The 13,912-nt window shown below is 65.0% G+C and carries 14 protein-coding genes and 1 pseudogene; 5 read left to right on the forward strand and 10 right to left on the reverse strand.

From position 1 onward, the window contains the following. Positions 1 to 85 precede the first annotated feature (85 nt). The 10 genes from WCZ84_RS02820 to WCZ84_RS02865 form a co-directional block, all read right to left on the reverse strand. Positions 86 to 1,147, reverse strand: a complete 1,062-nt coding sequence (locus WCZ84_RS02820) for an L-threonylcarbamoyladenylate synthase (protein ID WP_372684741.1) — start codon at positions 1,145 to 1,147, stop codon at positions 86 to 88. Further along, the gene (locus WCZ84_RS02825) at positions 1,140 to 2,303 is read right to left on the reverse strand and encodes a 5-(carboxyamino)imidazole ribonucleotide synthase (RefSeq protein WP_372684742.1); all 1,164 of its coding nucleotides are present in this window, start codon (positions 2,301 to 2,303) and stop codon (positions 1,140 to 1,142) included. The genes WCZ84_RS02820 and WCZ84_RS02825 overlap by 8 nt, the downstream gene beginning before the upstream one ends. Beyond that, positions 2,300 to 2,821, reverse strand: coding sequence for a 5-(carboxyamino)imidazole ribonucleotide mutase (gene purE / locus WCZ84_RS02830; RefSeq protein WP_372684743.1), 522 nt, complete (start codon positions 2,819 to 2,821; stop codon positions 2,300 to 2,302). The genes WCZ84_RS02825 and purE overlap by 4 nt, the downstream gene beginning before the upstream one ends. Then, positions 2,818 to 3,705 (reverse strand): phosphoribosylaminoimidazolesuccinocarboxamide synthase, encoded by an 888-nt coding sequence (locus WCZ84_RS02835; protein ID WP_372684744.1) that lies wholly within the window; start codon positions 3,703 to 3,705, stop codon positions 2,818 to 2,820. The genes purE and WCZ84_RS02835 overlap by 4 nt, the downstream gene beginning before the upstream one ends. Before the next feature lie 5 nt (positions 3,706 to 3,710). After that, on the reverse strand, positions 3,711 to 4,775 hold the full coding sequence (gene fba / locus WCZ84_RS02840; protein WP_372684745.1) for a class II fructose-bisphosphate aldolase: 1,065 nt from the start codon (positions 4,773 to 4,775) through the stop codon (positions 3,711 to 3,713). Between the two features lie 63 nt (positions 4,776 to 4,838). Continuing rightward, positions 4,839 to 5,483: a molybdopterin adenylyltransferase gene (gene mog, locus WCZ84_RS02845; protein WP_372684746.1), complete on the reverse strand. Its 645-nt coding sequence runs from the start codon at positions 5,481 to 5,483 to the stop codon at positions 4,839 to 4,841. Next, the gene (gene accD, locus WCZ84_RS02850; protein WP_372684747.1) at positions 5,476 to 6,381 is read right to left on the reverse strand and encodes an acetyl-CoA carboxylase, carboxyltransferase subunit beta; all 906 of its coding nucleotides are present in this window, start codon (positions 6,379 to 6,381) and stop codon (positions 5,476 to 5,478) included. Before accD ends, mog begins: the two co-directional genes overlap by 8 nt. Then, positions 6,378 to 7,208, reverse strand: coding sequence for a tryptophan synthase subunit alpha (gene trpA / locus WCZ84_RS02855; protein WP_372684748.1), 831 nt, complete (start codon positions 7,206 to 7,208; stop codon positions 6,378 to 6,380). Before trpA ends, accD begins: the two co-directional genes overlap by 4 nt. A gap of 10 nt (positions 7,209 to 7,218) precedes the next feature. Beyond that, positions 7,219 to 8,415: a tryptophan synthase subunit beta gene (gene trpB, locus WCZ84_RS02860; protein ID WP_372684749.1), complete on the reverse strand. Its 1,197-nt coding sequence runs from the start codon at positions 8,413 to 8,415 to the stop codon at positions 7,219 to 7,221. 74 nt (positions 8,416 to 8,489) lie between these two features. Beyond that, positions 8,490 to 10,688 carry a bifunctional (p)ppGpp synthetase/guanosine-3',5'-bis(diphosphate) 3'-pyrophosphohydrolase gene (locus tag WCZ84_RS02865; protein ID WP_372684750.1) on the reverse strand — a complete coding sequence of 733 codons (2,199 nt, stop codon included), beginning with the start codon at positions 10,686 to 10,688 and terminating at the stop codon, positions 8,490 to 8,492. Between the two features lie 179 nt (positions 10,689 to 10,867). Between WCZ84_RS02865 and fdxA the strand changes: the two genes are divergently transcribed. The 5 genes and pseudogenes from fdxA to WCZ84_RS02890 all read left to right on the forward strand — a co-directional run. Next, the gene (gene fdxA / locus WCZ84_RS02870) at positions 10,868 to 11,194 is read left to right on the forward strand and encodes a ferredoxin FdxA (RefSeq protein ID WP_372684751.1); all 327 of its coding nucleotides are present in this window, start codon (positions 10,868 to 10,870) and stop codon (positions 11,192 to 11,194) included. Positions 11,195 to 11,326: 132 nt separating this feature from the next. Next, on the forward strand, positions 11,327 to 12,544 hold the full coding sequence (locus tag WCZ84_RS02875) for a polyhydroxyalkanoate depolymerase (RefSeq protein ID WP_372684752.1): 1,218 nt from the start codon (positions 11,327 to 11,329) through the stop codon (positions 12,542 to 12,544). Continuing rightward, positions 12,537 to 12,986 carry an RnfABCDGE type electron transport complex subunit B gene (locus WCZ84_RS02880; RefSeq protein ID WP_372684753.1) on the forward strand — a complete coding sequence of 150 codons (450 nt, stop codon included), beginning with the start codon at positions 12,537 to 12,539 and terminating at the stop codon, positions 12,984 to 12,986. The genes WCZ84_RS02875 and WCZ84_RS02880 overlap by 8 nt, the downstream gene beginning before the upstream one ends. Further along, positions 12,983 to 13,669: an endonuclease III gene (gene nth, locus WCZ84_RS02885; RefSeq protein WP_372684754.1), complete on the forward strand. Its 687-nt coding sequence runs from the start codon at positions 12,983 to 12,985 to the stop codon at positions 13,667 to 13,669. The genes WCZ84_RS02880 and nth overlap by 4 nt, the downstream gene beginning before the upstream one ends. A 109-nt stretch (positions 13,670 to 13,778) precedes the next feature. After that, positions 13,779 to 13,912, forward strand: a pseudogene (locus WCZ84_RS02890) (ABC transporter ATP-binding protein); the annotation flags it as partial.

The following is a 13,912-nucleotide window of genomic DNA, read 5'->3' on the forward strand; positions in this document are numbered from 1 at the left end:
GCCTAGTGTAACGACATATGGCTATATTTCAAGCCCTGCACAGCGCTGCGGCCGCGTCCCCTGACACCTGGCGGCGGGCGCTGGATCAGGAAAACGCCGCCGCCGCACGGGTGATGCGGTCATTCACGCCCTGCCAACGCGCATCGTCGGGCGGCGCCTGCAACACAATCTGCTGCAGCCCGGCGTCGTCGAGTTCGCGCAGCAAGGCATAGAGGCGGTGGGCGTACACCGCTGGATCGGACGGCAGCGTCACCCACTGCACCCCGGCCGGCAGGGGCGCCGGCGTCGGCCCGAGGCCGATAACGGCCACCCGCGGTGGATCCGCCAGCCCGCCAGATAGCGCCTGGCCCGATCGCGGCGCATCCGGATCGGACCAGGCCTCGAGCCAGCGCTGCAGCGCGGTACGCGACCAGATGCGCACCGGGGTACGCGGCGCATAATGTGCCCTGAGCGACCCGGACACCCGCGGCGCATCGCGGTCCGGCTGGGCTGGCAACTCACCCAGCACTTCTGCCAGTTGCAGGCTGCTGATCTGGCCAGGCCGCAGCAGCACGGGCGGGTGTCCCGACGCCATGCGGGACACGTCCAGAATGGTCGATTCAATGCCGACTTCGGCGTCACCCCCGTCCAGGATCATCAAAGCCTGTTCATCGAGGTCGGAAAATTCACGCCGTACGTGTTCTGCCCGGGTGGGGGACACCCGGCCGAACCGGTTGGCGGACGGCGCCGCCACCCCCCCCTGGCCATGGGGCTTGAGCCCCGCAAAGGCATGCAGCAGCATCTGTGCGACCGGGTGCGAGGGACACCGCAGGCCGACGCTGTCCTGCCCACCGCTGACGACGTCCGGCACGTGCCCGGCACGCGGCAGGATCAGTGTCAGGGGGCCTGGCCAGAAAGCTGAAATCAGGCGCTGGGCCACCGGGGACAGGTGGGTGACCCAATAGGCGGGATCCGCCTCGGGCGACAAGTGCACGATGACCGGATGGTTGGCGGGCCGGCCCTTGACTGCAAATAGACGGGCCACCGCCTGCGGATTTTCGGCATCCGCCCCCAGACCGTAGACGGTTTCTGTCGGGAAGGCGACCAGGCGCCCCTGCTGCAGGCGCTGCGCCGCTTCGAGTATGCGCATGGAGTCGACTTCAGGCATTCGGCAAGCCCAATATGTCGACCACCCGGGCCACCCGCTCGCGCAGGCGGGCGGCCGTGGGCGCAAGAACGTTCACGTGGCCCATCTTGCGCCCTGGACGGGCTTCGTCCTTGCCATACAAATGCAGGCGGGTGCCTGGAACCCGCAACAAGGCCGCCCAATCCGGTTCGCTGGGCTGGCCGGCAGCATCCTGCCAGAGGTCGCCCAGCACGTTGACCATGGCAGCCGGGCACAGCAGGCGGGCATCCCCCAGCGGCAAACCGGCGAGTACCCGAGCCTGTTGCTCGAACTGCCCCACCAGGCAGGCATCCTGCGTCAGGTGCCCGCTATTGTGAGGCCTGGGCGCCATTTCGTTGGCCAGCAGACGGCCATCCTCCAGTACGAAGAATTCGATGCAGAGGACCCCGTGATAGTCGAGGTGTCTGGCCACCTGCAGGGCCAGGCGTTCGGCCTCGCCCGCCTGCGCGGGCGGCACCGAGCCATCACAGATCGAGACCGCCAGGATCCCATTGCGATGCCGGTTTTGCATGGGAGGATAGGCGACCGTCTGGCCGTCCCGGCCACGCGCCACGATGACCGAGATTTCATGATCGAGTGGCTGCAGTGCCTCGAGGACACAAGGGACCCGCCGCAACGCCTGGAACGCGGCGCGGGCTGCTTCGATCTCTTGTACGTGGATCTGGCCCTTGCCATCGTAGCCCAGGCGACGGGTCTTGAGGATGCCGGGAAACAGCGTTGCGGGACAGGACGCCAGGTCTGCGTCGGCCCCAATGGCTGCGTGCTCGGCCACCGCGAGCCCTGCCGCCCGCAGCCAGGTCTTTTCCTGGACGCGATCCTGGGCAATCGCCACGGCCTGTGCAGACGGTGCGGTGACGCGCGCCTGGGCCAGATACTGCAGGCTTGTAGCGGGCACGTTCTCGAATTCGGTGGTCAGGGCCGCACAGCGTTCGGCCAGCTGCCGCAGCGCGCCCACGTCATCATAGGCCGCCTGCAAATGCAGATCGGCCACCCGCGCGGCAGGCCCGTCCGGTGCCGGATCGAGTACCGCGACACGGTACCCCAGCGCCTGGGCCGCCTGGCAGAACATGCGACCCAGTTGCCCCCCGCCCAATACGCCCAGCCAGCTGCCAGGCGGCAACGGCACGAGAGGGCTCATACCGGCTCCGGCGGCACGCGCATGGCCCGGGCCTGCTCTGTCTGGCGTGCCCGATAGGCTTGCAGCCGCTGCATCAGGCCGGCATCATGAACCGCCAGGTTGGCGACCACGTGCAGGGCGGCATTGGCCGCACCGGCATCGCCGATGGCGAAGGTGGCAACCGGGACACCGCGCGGCATTTGCACGATGGACAGCAGGGAGTCTTCACCGCGCAGATGCCGCGAGGCGACCGGCACCCCGAAGACCGGCACGGGCGTCAGGGCCGCCAGCATACCCGGCAAGTGGGCGGCTCCCCCCGCCCCCGCCACGATCGCCCGCAGGCCCCGTGCCAGCGCCTGCCGGCCGTATTCGACCATGTCGAAGGGCATGCGGTGGGCGGAAACCACTTGAGCCTCATAGGGGATGAAAAATTCATCGAACACCGCAGCGGCGTGCCGCATGGTGTCCCAATCGCTGGAGGACCCCATGACCAGGCCCACCACGGCCGGCAGGCCCGCGGGCCCGACAGGGTCGTTCATGCCGCAGCCCCGCTGAGGCGCTCGAGGGCTTCATGGTACTTGGCGGCCGTCCGTGCAATAACGTCCGCCGGCAGACGCGGCGCCGGCGCGGTTTTGTCCCAGCTCTGGGCTTCGAGCCAATCCCGGACGAACTGCTTGTCGAACGAGGGTGGGCTCGACCCCGGCTGCCAGGCATCGGCCGGCCAGAAACGGGATGAATCCGGCGTCAGGACCTCATCCATCAGGTGCAAGGTACCGCCGGCATCCACGCCGAATTCGAATTTGGTGTCTGCGATCAGGATGCCGCGCGTCAGCGCATGACGCGCTGCCTCGGCGTACAGGGCCAGGGTGACCCGGCGGATTTCGTGGGCCAGCACGTGGCCGACCTGCGCCACCACATAGGCAAAGTCGACATTTTCATCGTGCTGGCCGAACTCTGCCTTGGCGGCGGGCGTGAAGATGGGCTCGGGCAGCGTGTCGGCCAGGCGCAGACCGGGCGGAAGCGCCACGCCGCATACGGCCCCGTGTGCCAGGTAATCTTTGTAGCCGGAACCGGCCAGATAGCCGCGCGCCACGGCCTCGACCAGGATGGGCTGCAAGCGCTTGACCACCATTGCCCGGCCTGCCACCTGATCGCGTTCGTCGGCCGCCACGACCGATTCAGGCGCGATCCCCGTGGCATGCGTGGGTACCAGGTGCCCCAGGCGCTGCAGCCAGAATTCGGTAAGGGCCGTGAGCACATGCCCCTTGCCGGGGATCGGATCATCCAGAATGACATCGAAGGCCGAGATGCGATCGGTGGCGACGATCAGCAAATGATCATCGCCCACGGCATACATGTCGCGCACCTTGCCGCGCCCCAGCAACGGCAAGGAGCGGATTTCGGACTGCAGCAAGGCGGGCATGGCGCTTATTTCACCAACTGGTGCAGTTCGCCCGAGGCATACCGGGCAGCCATGTCGGACAGCGGAATCGGTTTGATACGGGATGCGTGGCCTGCCGTACCGAATTGCTCGTAGCGCGCCAGGCAGACTTTCTTGGCCGCCTCGCGGGCCGGCTTGAGGTATTCGCGCGGATCGAACTTGGAGGGGTTTTCGAACAGGAAGCGACGGATCGCCCCCGTCATGGCCAAGCGGATATCGGTATCGATGTTGACCTTGCGCACCCCGTGGCGAATGGCTTCTTGCAGTTCTTCGACCGGCACGCCATAGGTTTCCTTCATGTCGCCCCCGAACTGCCGAATCTCTGCCAGCAGCTCTTGCGGAACGCTGGAGCTGCCATGCATGACCAGGTGGGTATTGGGCAGGCGTGCGTGAATCTCTTTGACGCGCTGTATGGACAGAATGTCGCCCGTGGGCTTGCGTGTGAACTTGTAGGCGCCATGGCTGGTACCCACTGCGATCGCCAGGGCATCGAGCTGGGTCTGCTGGACGAAGTCGGCGGCCTGTTCGGGATCGGTGAGCAGCTGCTCGCGCGTCATCGTGCCTTCGGCCCCGTGGCCGTCTTCTTTGTCGCCCTTCATGGTCTCGAGCGAGCCCAGACAGCCGAGCTCGCCTTCGACCGTGATGCCCAGGGGATGCGCCATCTGCACCACCTTGCGGGTGACGTCGAGATTGTATTCGTACGAAGAGATAGTCTTGCCGTCGGCCATCAGCGAGCCGTCCATCATCACGCTGGAGAAGCCCAGATCGATGGCGCCCCGGCAGACATCGGGCGATTGGCCGTGGTCTTGGTGCATGACCACCGGAATGTGCGGATAGGATTCTACCGCGGCCTGGATCAGGTATTTCAGGAAACCTTCCCCGGCATATTTGCGCGCACCGGCCGAGGCCTGCATGATCACAGGGCTGTCCGTCTCGGCTGCGGCCTCCATGATGGCTTGAACCTGCTCCAGATTGTTGACGTTGAATGCCGGGATCCCGTAGCTGTGTTCAGCCGCGTGATCGAGCAATTGGCGCATGGAAACCAGGGCCATGATCAGACCTCCAGATAATGGTGTAAGAAAAATGCTTGGGGTGATTTTAAGATGGAATAGGAATCACTGCTGGCGGCGCGCGGACTTGGGCCGGAAGGCCTGCACCCGATCGGGGCGTGTTTCCACATAGGGCCCACCGATGAGATCCAGGCAATAAGGCACGGCGGCAAACACGCCGGGCACGCCGGCCGACTGCCCATCGGCGCGCACCCCTTCGAGGGTTTCTCGAATGGCGCGCGGCTGGCCCGGCAGGTTGAGAATCAAGGCGGCATGCCCATCCGGGCATTCGCGCAGCACGGCCACCTGGCGCGACAGGATGGCCGTAGGAACGAAATGCAGGCTCACCTGGCGCATTTGTTCCGCAAAACCCGGCAATTCACGCGTGGCGACGTCGAGCGTTGCATCGGGCGTGACGTCGCGCCGCGCCGGGCCGGTGCCACCGGTGGTCAGAACCAGGTCGCAGCCACGCTCATCGACCAGCGCACGCAAGGCATCGGCAATTTGCGCCCGTTCATCTGGCAGCAGGCAGGTGAGCACCTGCATCGGCCCCGCGATGGTGTCCTGCAGCCACGCCTGCAACGCCGGAATACCCTGATCCACATACTGGCCCGTGCTCGCGCGGTCGGATACCGACACCAGGCCCACCAGCAGCTCGTCGGGGTGGCGCCGGACCAGCCGCTGCGGCGGACTGCCAACGCGATCAGGCACGGGGCTGCCGCTGCTGGGCGGCCGAACGGTTGACCACGTCGATGGGCTGCCGCGTCAGCAAGGCCAACAAGTGCGCGACCTCGGCCTGAAGTTCGCGCCGGTCCACGACCCGGTCGATGGCCCCTTTTTCGAGCAGGAATTCGGCCCGCTGGAAGCCTTCGGGCAGTTTTTCGCGCACGGTCTGTTCGATGACTCGCGGCCCCGCGAAACCGATGAGCGCATTGGGCTCGGCCAGCACCACGTCGCCCATAAAGGCGAACGAGGCCGACACGCCCCCCATGGTGGGGTCGGTCAGGATACTGATGAAAGGCAGGCCCGCCTCGGATAGCTGCTGCAGCATGGCGGTGGTCTTGGCCATCTGCATCAGGGAGAAAAGGGATTCCTGCATACGTGCGCCGCCCGAGGCGGACACGCAGATGAAAGGCAGGCGCCGGCGAATGGCTTGCTGAACCCCCAGGGCAAAGCGCTCGCCCACCACGGAGCCCATCGAGCCCCCCATGAAGGCAAACTCGAAACACGCGAGAATGGTCGGCACGGACAGGATGGTGCCCCCGACCACGACCAGCGCCTCGGATTCGCCCGTCTGTTTCACCGCCTCTGAGACCCGGTCCGGATATTTATGCGTATCGCGAAACTTGAGCGGATCGGTTGGACGGATACGGTCGCCGATTTCTTCGCGGCCGTCGGGATCGAGCAGCGAATCGATGCGCGCCCGGGCGCCGAGCCGCATATGATGGCCGCATTTGGGGCAGACGTTCAGTGTCGCCTGCAAGTCTTCTTTGTAGAGGACCGATTCGCAGGACGGGCACTTGACCCACAACCCTTCAGGCACCCGCTTGGTACCCGAATCGGTGCTGCGGTTGATGCGCGGCGGCAGGATTTTCTCGAACCAGCTCATGCCTCGCCCCTGGTGACGCCGGCCATGGCCTGATGCACTTGCCCCAGCCAGTGCGCGGCGGCCTCGATGGCGGCCTGCGGGCCGGCCCGTTCGGCCGCCTCGCGGATGATTTCAATGAGTTTGCTGCCGATGACCACCGCATCCGCATGGCGGGCCACCCGGGCCGCACTGTCGGCATCGCGGATACCAAAGCCGACCCCGACCGGAATACCGACGTGCCGGCGGATCTCCGCCAGGTGACGGGCGACGTCATCCGTGTCCAGGTGCCCGGCGCCGGTCACCCCCTTGAGCGATACATAATAAACGTACCCGCGCGCCAGACGGGCCACCTGCTGCATGCGGGCCACGGTGGACGTGGGCGCCAGCAGGTAAATGGGCGCCAGGCCGGCGGCGTCCATGGCGGCGGCAAAATCGGCGGACTCTTCGGGGGTGTAGTCGACCGTGAGTACGCCATCGACCCCGGCCTGCACTGCGCGCTGGATGAACGGCCCCGCACCCATGCTCTCGATCGGATTGGCGTAGCCCATGAGCACCACGGGCGTCTGTGTGTCGCTCTGCCGAAACTCGGCAACGATGTCGAGCACCCGCTGCAGGCTGGTGCCGGCGGCAATGGCGCGTTCGCCAGCCTGCTGAATGACGGGGCCGTCGGCCGCCGGGTCGGAAAAGGGCACGCCCAGTTCGATGATGTCTGCGCCGGCCGCAACCAGCGCACGCATCAGTGCCGGGGTGGACCCCACCAGAGGATCGCCCGCCGTAATGTAGGGGATCAGGGCGGCCCGCCCCTGCAGCGCGTTGAAACGGGTGGCCAAACGGGATTGAGTCTTCATGCCGGCCCCCTCAGAGTATGATGCCGCTATGTTCGGCGACGGTATGCATGTCTTTGTCGCCGCGCCCCGACAGATTGACCAGGATGAGGGTGTCAGGCGGCAGATCCGGTGCCATCTTGACCGCCTGCGCAATGGCATGCGCTGATTCGAGCGCCGGAATAATGCCCTCGATGTGGCAGCAGTCGTGGTAGGCGGCCAGCGCTTCGGCGTCTGTAATGCCCACATAGCGGGCCCGGCCGCTTTCCTTCAGCCAGGCGTGCTCTGGCCCGACGCCCGGATAATCGAGGCCGGCCGAAATCGAATGGGTCGGCTGGATCTGCCCGTGTTCATCTTGCAGCAGATACGTGCGATTGCCATGCAGCACCCCCACCACCCCGCAGTTGAGCGAGGCGGCGTGCCGCCCGCTGTCGAGGCCTTCGCCCGCGGCCTCGACCCCGATCAGCCGCACGGACGAATCTTCGATATAAGGATGGAAGATGCCAATGGCATTTGACCCGCCGCCGACGGAGGCCAGTATGTAATCAGGTTGGCGGCCGGCATCCCTGGGCATTTGCTCGCGGCATTCGCGGCCTATGATGGTCTGGAAATCCCGCACCATTTGCGGATAAGGGTGCGGGCCGGCCACCGTGCCGATGATGTAGAACGTATCCTCGACGTGGGTGACCCAGTCGCGCATGGCCTCGTTCAGGGCGTCCTTGAGCGTGCGCGAACCCGATTCCACCGGCACCACCTCGGCCCCCAGGAGCTTCATGCGATACACGTTGGAGGCCTGCCGCTGGACGTCTTCGGCGCCCATGTACACCACGCACGGCATGCCGTAGCGCGCGGCGACGGTGGCCGTGGCCACGCCGTGCTGGCCGGCGCCGGTTTCGGCAATGATGCGCTGCTTGCCCATGCGCCGCGCCAGCAGGGCCTGGCCAATGCAGTTGTTGACCTTGTGCGCGCCCGTGTGATTGAGGTCTTCGCGCTTGAACCAGATCTGGGCCCCCCCGAGCCGCTCGGACCAGCGACGCGCATGATAGACCGGGCTGGGCCGGCCGACGAAATGTTCGAGCTCGTAGGCGTATTCGCGCTGGAACTCGGGATCCTCGCGATACTTTGCGTAGGCCTCGCGCAGGGCTTCGAGGGCGTGCACCAGGGTCTCAGCCACGAAGGATCCGCCAAACCTGCCAAAGTGTCCGTGTGCGTCGGGCAGCTGATAGGACATGAAATTCAGTCTCTCTGGAAATAAGCCCCGAGCCAAGGACCCGCCGGGCAAACGAGCATTTTACCAGCCGCCGGTCAATGGCGGCTGGCTTCGACGCCTGGCAGCTCGTTGACGGCGGCCAGCGCCTGACGGATCTCGTTGCCATCGCGCACCTCGATGGTGAACACCATATGGGCTAGAGAGCGCCGGCTGTGAGTCGTTACACGGACCACCCGCAAGCGCAGGCGCGCAAAGACTTCGGACAGGTCGCGCAACAGGTTGGGGCGATCCTGGGCGCGCACATCCAGGTCGACGGGATACAGGCTTTGGCCCGTGTCACCCCAGGCCACCTCGATGCAGCGCTCGGGGTGGCGTTGCGCCAACGCAGCCCAGGACGGGCAATCGCGCCGGTGGATGGAGACCCCGCGGCCCCGCGTGACGAACCCCTCGATCGCATCCGGCGGCGCCGGGCGGCAGCAGCGCGCCAGTTGGGTCATGAGCGAATCGACCCCCACCACCAGCACCCCGCTCTTGCCCGTGCGCGAAACGCTGCCCGCGCCGCTGCCGTATACGCGCGGCTCATCGGATGGCGGCGCGGCAGGCTCGGGGGCCTGGAACATGGCATCGATCTGGCGCAGGCTGAAGTCTTCTTTGGCGACCGCGACATACAAGTCATCGGCCCGCGCAAAACCGAGCTGCTGGGCCAGCTGCTCCTGGTTGATCGCCGTACGCCCGAGGCGCTGCAGCTCTTTTTCCACCAGCGCCTGGCCCTGGGCGATGCGCTGCTGCAATTCGACCGCATTGAACCAGGCGCGCACCTTGGCCCGCGCCCGCGAACTAGCCAGAAAACCCAGCTGCGGGTTGATCCAGTCGCGCGAGGGCCCGCCGGACTTGGCTGCAATGATCTCCACGGTCTGCCCTGTTTTCAGCGGCGTGGACAGGGAGACCATCTGGCCATCGACGCGCGCGCCGCGGCACCGGTGACCCAGATCCGTATGCAGCAAATAGGCGAAATCCAGCGGCGTGGAACCGGCAGGCAGCTCGAGCACCCGGGCTTGCGGCGTCATGACGTAGATATGGGGATCGCGGGCGGCCGTCACGACGACGTCATCCGGGCGCTGATCGGCCTTCCAGGACAACAGCTGCCGCATCCAGGCGATTTTCTGGTCGTAGGCGCCCGATGCCGCCACCTGGCCGCCCCGGGCCCCGGCCTCTTTGTAACGCCAATGCGCCGCCATCCCGTACTCGGCGAAATAATGCATTTCACGCGTACGGATCTGGATTTCAAACGCCCTGCCCTGCGTATCGGCCACGACCGTATGCAGCGAACGATAGCCGTTGGGCTTGGGCCGGGCGATGTAGTCATCGAATTCATCCGCGACCGGCACCCAGATCGCGTGCACCAGCGCCAGCACGGCATAGCATTCGCGTTCATCGGCCACGATGACGCGCAAGGCGCGCAAGTCATAGAGCTGATCGAAGGACAGCTGCTTCATGCGCATCTTGTTCCAGATGCTGTAGATGTGCTTGGGCCGGCCGGAAATCTCGGCACGCAGGCCGGCGTCCGCCAGCGCCTTGTGCAGGCGCTTGATCACCGCCGTAATGAAACCTTCGCGTTCGGCCCGCTTTTCTTCCAGTTGCCGGGCGATCGCTTTATAAGTGTCCGGTTGCAGGAACCGGAATGAAAGGTCTTCCATTTCCCACTTGAGCTGCCAGATTCCCAGGCGGTTCGCCAACGGCGTGTACAGCGAAAGGGTCTCCCGGGCAAAATCCATTGGACACGTCGCGTGCCCCAGGGCGTACCAGCGCAGGGATTGCAGACGCGAGGCCAGGCGAATCAGTACGATACGCAGGTCGGCCGCCATCGCCAGCAGCATTTTGCGCTGCATTTCCTGCTGATCGCCTTCTCCGTGCGCCCCCGCTTGCCCCGTCATGGCGCTTAGGCGCAACAGCGCCCCGACCCCCTGCACCAGCGTCAGGATCTCTGGGCCAAACGCCTCGCGCATGGGATCGCGTCGCGCCAGTTCGGCCGCGGATTCGGGCTGGATCGACAACAGGGACGCAGCGCGGGTGGCTGCATCCGTTTCGAGTTCCGCAAGGATCAGGACCGTGGCCGCGCTGTGGGCGGCCAGGGGTTCGCCCGTGCTGGCCCGCGCGGATTCCAGCGGCTCGCGCACCCAGTCCAGGGCTTGCCCCAGCAGCCGCTGGCCCTCGGCATCCAGGCCGCGGCTGGCCCGCTTCAGCCAGGTTGCATCAAAAGGATCCGCCGACAACGACACAGAGGAGGATTTCATGGCAGGCTGCCCACGCCAACGGGCCGAATGTTCAGGCCGGGTTGCAAACCTCTATACTACCTGCCTCCCCGATCTTTGTTTCATCCCTGACATCATGACGGGATATACGGGTTGACCCCTAGTATTCAGGTAGAATGTCGCAAGACTTTACCGGTCCGTGCATTCCAGGAGTACCCATCATGACCCACGTCGTCACCGAAAACTGCATCAAATGCAAGTACACCGACTGTGTCGACGTCTGTCCGGTGGACTGTTTCCGCGAAGGCCCGAACTTCCTGGTCATCGATCCCGAAGAATGCATCGACTGCGCGGTCTGTGTACCCGAATGCCCGGCCAATGCCATTTTTGCCGAAGAAGACGTGCCCCAGGACCAGGTCGATTTCATTCCCCTGAACGCCGAACTCTCGCCCATTTTCGGGCCGATCAACCGTTCAGTGGGCGAGCTCGACGGCGCCGACGACTGGAATGGCGTGGCCGACAAGCTCAAGTACCTCGAGCGCCCCTGAAGGCATTCTTGGGCGTCTGTGAATCGGGGTAAATCCCAGTATAGGGTTTTTGTGAACTGACGTTACTGTAATCAGGCACATTCAGAGTGTCCCTGTCTGTATACGCTGTTCACGACAAAAGGCCCAAAACACATGCTGTATGACCTGCACGAGATTCAAAGATCCATTCTCGGCCCCTTCTCGGCCTTTACCGAAACCGGTTCCCAACTTTTCTCCAACCCATACAGCCCACTGGCCTATACGCCGCTATCCCGACAGCTGGCGGCCGCCTACGAGCTCGCCCATCGCGTAGGAAAGGATTACGAAAAGCCCGCCTGGGGTCTGGACACCACGTATATCAACGGGCGTGAAATCGCCGTCACCGAAGACATCGCGGTCAACAAGCCGTTTTGCCGCCTGGTCCATTTTCGCCGCAATGCCCGCCGCAAGGATCCCCGCGTTCTGCTGGTCGCCCCCCTGTCGGGTCATCATGCCACGCTGTTGCGCGATACGGCCCGCTCCCTGATCCAGAACCACGAAGTCTACGTCACCGACTGGGTCGACGCCCGCATGGTGCCCATCGCCGACGGCACCTTCGGCCTGGACGACTACGTGCGCTACATACAGGCCTTTCTGCGCCACCTGGGCCCGGATACGCACGTCATCTCGGTGTGCCAGCCCACGGTGCCCGTCATGGCCGCGCTCTCGCTCATGGCCAGCGAAGACGACCCCGACCAGCCCCGCAGCATGGTGATGATGGGCGGGCCCATCGACACCCGCAAGTCGCCCACCCAGGTAAACCGCCTGGCCACCACCAAACCCTATGAATGGTTCGAAGACAACCTGATCCATCGGGTGCCGCCGCGCTACCCGGGCGCCGGGCGCAAAGTGTATCCCGGCTTCCTGCAACATGCAGGCTTCGTGGCCATGAATCCAGACCGGCACGTCAAGTCTCACTACGATTACTATCTGCACTTGTTGCGCGGAGACGACAGCGATGCCGAAGCGCATCGCCGTTTCTACGACGAGTACAATGCCGTCCTCGACATGCCCGCCAAGTTCTATCTCGATACCATCCGCACCGTGTTCCAAGAATTCCGCCTGCCGCGCGGCACATGGGTGATCGACGGGCAGACCGTCGATCCAGGCGCCATCCGCAAGACGGCGCTCATGACCGTCGAAGGCGCCCTGGACGACATCTCCGGGTTGGGCCAGACTCACGCGGCCCATACCTTGTGTGCCAACCTGTCGCCTTCCATGCGCGAAGTCCATACCGCCGCGCACTGCGGCCACTATGGGATATTCTCCGGCCGGCGCTGGCGCGAGCTGATCTACCCGCGCATTTCCACCTTCATACGGGCCCATGCCTGACACAGACGCGCCCCTCCTGCCTTACGGGCCGGCGCACGGCGCGGGCCCCGAATTCCGCATCGCCCTCATCGACGAATCGCTGTGCATCGGCTGCACCCTGTGCATCCAGGCCTGTCCCGTCGATGCCATCCTGGGCGCCAGCCAATATATGCATACCGTCATTGAATCCGATTGCACGGGGTGCGAGCGCTGTCTGGATCCATGCCCGGTCGACTGCATCACCATGGTCGCCACGACCCGGCAATGGACGGACGATGCCGCACACATCGCGGGCGAACGCCACGCGGCACGCCAGCAACGCCTGGCGCGCCGTCACCATGAACACGGCAGTCCGGCTGCACGCACCCTGTCGAACAAACCCACCCTGGCGCAAGTCGGCGCCCACGACAAAAAAGACCGGATCGCCCGGGCCCTGGCACGCGCCCGCGCCTTGCGCACATGACCCCCGCCGCAGTGGCCGAATGCTTCCGGCGCCTGAGGGCCGCCAACCCCACGCCGGTGACCGAGCTCGAGTACAAGACGAACTTCCAGCTGTTGATTGCGGTGATTCTGTCGGCTCAGTCGACAGACCGCGCGGTCAACCTGGCCACCCGCCAGTTCTTCCCGGCGCATGGCACCCCTGAAGGCCTGCTGGCCCTAGGCGAAGAAGGCCTGAGTCAAGCCATCCGCACCATCGGCCTGTACCGAACCAAGACCCGTAATATCCTGCAGACCTGCGCGCTGATTCTCGAGCGGCACGGCGGTGCAGTCCCCAACGACCGGGCCGCGCTCGAGGCCCTGCCGGGCGTGGGCCGCAAGACAGCCAACGTGGTGTTGAACACGGCGTTCGGACAGGCGGTCATGGCCGTGGATACGCACGTCTTCCGGGTGGCCAACCGCACGGGCATCGCACCGGGCAAGACCGTGCGGGAAGTCGAACAGCGCCTCATGGAGCGCGTGCCGGAAGAATACCTGCTGAACGCCCACCACTGGCTGATCCTGCATGGCCGCCACATCTGCCTGGCCAGGAAACCCAAGTGCCCCGAATGCCTGCTGCGCGACCTGTGCGAATATCCCAATAAAACCATCAAGTTATCCGGCGGAAACAGTCAACCGGCCGCTCCTGCTGCGACGCAACAATCATAAGCGGGGCCTGCTCGCAACTCTGTAAAACCCTTATGGAGATCGCCCTGCGCGCGTTTCATAATTCCTTAGTTTTTGAAATCAGCCTGCAGCGCATAGGGAACCCGATACCATGGGAACAGAGCCCGACATCATTCTCGAGACGCGTCATCTGAGCAAATCCTTTCTGGGTTTCGTGGCGGTCGATGACGTCAATCTAAAGGTCCAGCGGGGCCACATACACGCCCTGATCGGCCCCAACGGGGC

Source organism: Castellaniella sp. (genome assembly GCF_041675725.1).
GTDB lineage: Bacteria > Pseudomonadota > Gammaproteobacteria > Burkholderiales > Burkholderiaceae_B > Castellaniella.

Bases quoted from the DNA above. Each gene is read 5' to 3' on its own strand.
- WCZ84_RS02820 (WP_372684741.1), bottom strand. From the start codon at position 1,147: ATGCCTGAAGTCGACTCCATGCGCATACTCGAAGCGGCGCAGCGCCTG.
- WCZ84_RS02825 (WP_372684742.1), bottom strand. From the start codon at position 2,303: ATGAGCCCTCTCGTGCCGTTGCCGCCTGGCAGCTGGCTGGGCGTATTG.
- purE (WP_372684743.1), bottom strand. From the start codon at position 2,821: ATGAACGACCCTGTCGGGCCCGCGGGCCTGCCGGCCGTGGTGGGCCTG.
- WCZ84_RS02835 (WP_372684744.1), bottom strand. From the start codon at position 3,705: ATGCCCGCCTTGCTGCAGTCCGAAATCCGCTCCTTGCCGTTGCTGGGG.
- fba (WP_372684745.1), bottom strand. From the start codon at position 4,775: ATGGCCCTGGTTTCCATGCGCCAATTGCTCGATCACGCGGCTGAACAC.
- accD (WP_372684747.1), bottom strand. From the start codon at position 6,381: ATGAGCTGGTTCGAGAAAATCCTGCCGCCGCGCATCAACCGCAGCACC.
- trpA (WP_372684748.1), bottom strand. From the start codon at position 7,208: ATGAAGACTCAATCCCGTTTGGCCACCCGTTTCAACGCGCTGCAGGGG.
- trpB (WP_372684749.1), bottom strand. From the start codon at position 8,415: ATGTCCTATCAGCTGCCCGACGCACACGGACACTTTGGCAGGTTTGGC.
- WCZ84_RS02865 (WP_372684750.1), bottom strand. From the start codon at position 10,688: ATGAAATCCTCCTCTGTGTCGTTGTCGGCGGATCCTTTTGATGCAACC.
- fdxA (WP_372684751.1), top strand. From the start codon at position 10,868: ATGACCCACGTCGTCACCGAAAACTGCATCAAATGCAAGTACACCGAC.
- WCZ84_RS02875 (WP_372684752.1), top strand. From the start codon at position 11,327: ATGCTGTATGACCTGCACGAGATTCAAAGATCCATTCTCGGCCCCTTC.
- WCZ84_RS02880 (WP_372684753.1), top strand. From the start codon at position 12,537: ATGCCTGACACAGACGCGCCCCTCCTGCCTTACGGGCCGGCGCACGGC.
- nth (WP_372684754.1), top strand. From the start codon at position 12,983: ATGACCCCCGCCGCAGTGGCCGAATGCTTCCGGCGCCTGAGGGCCGCC.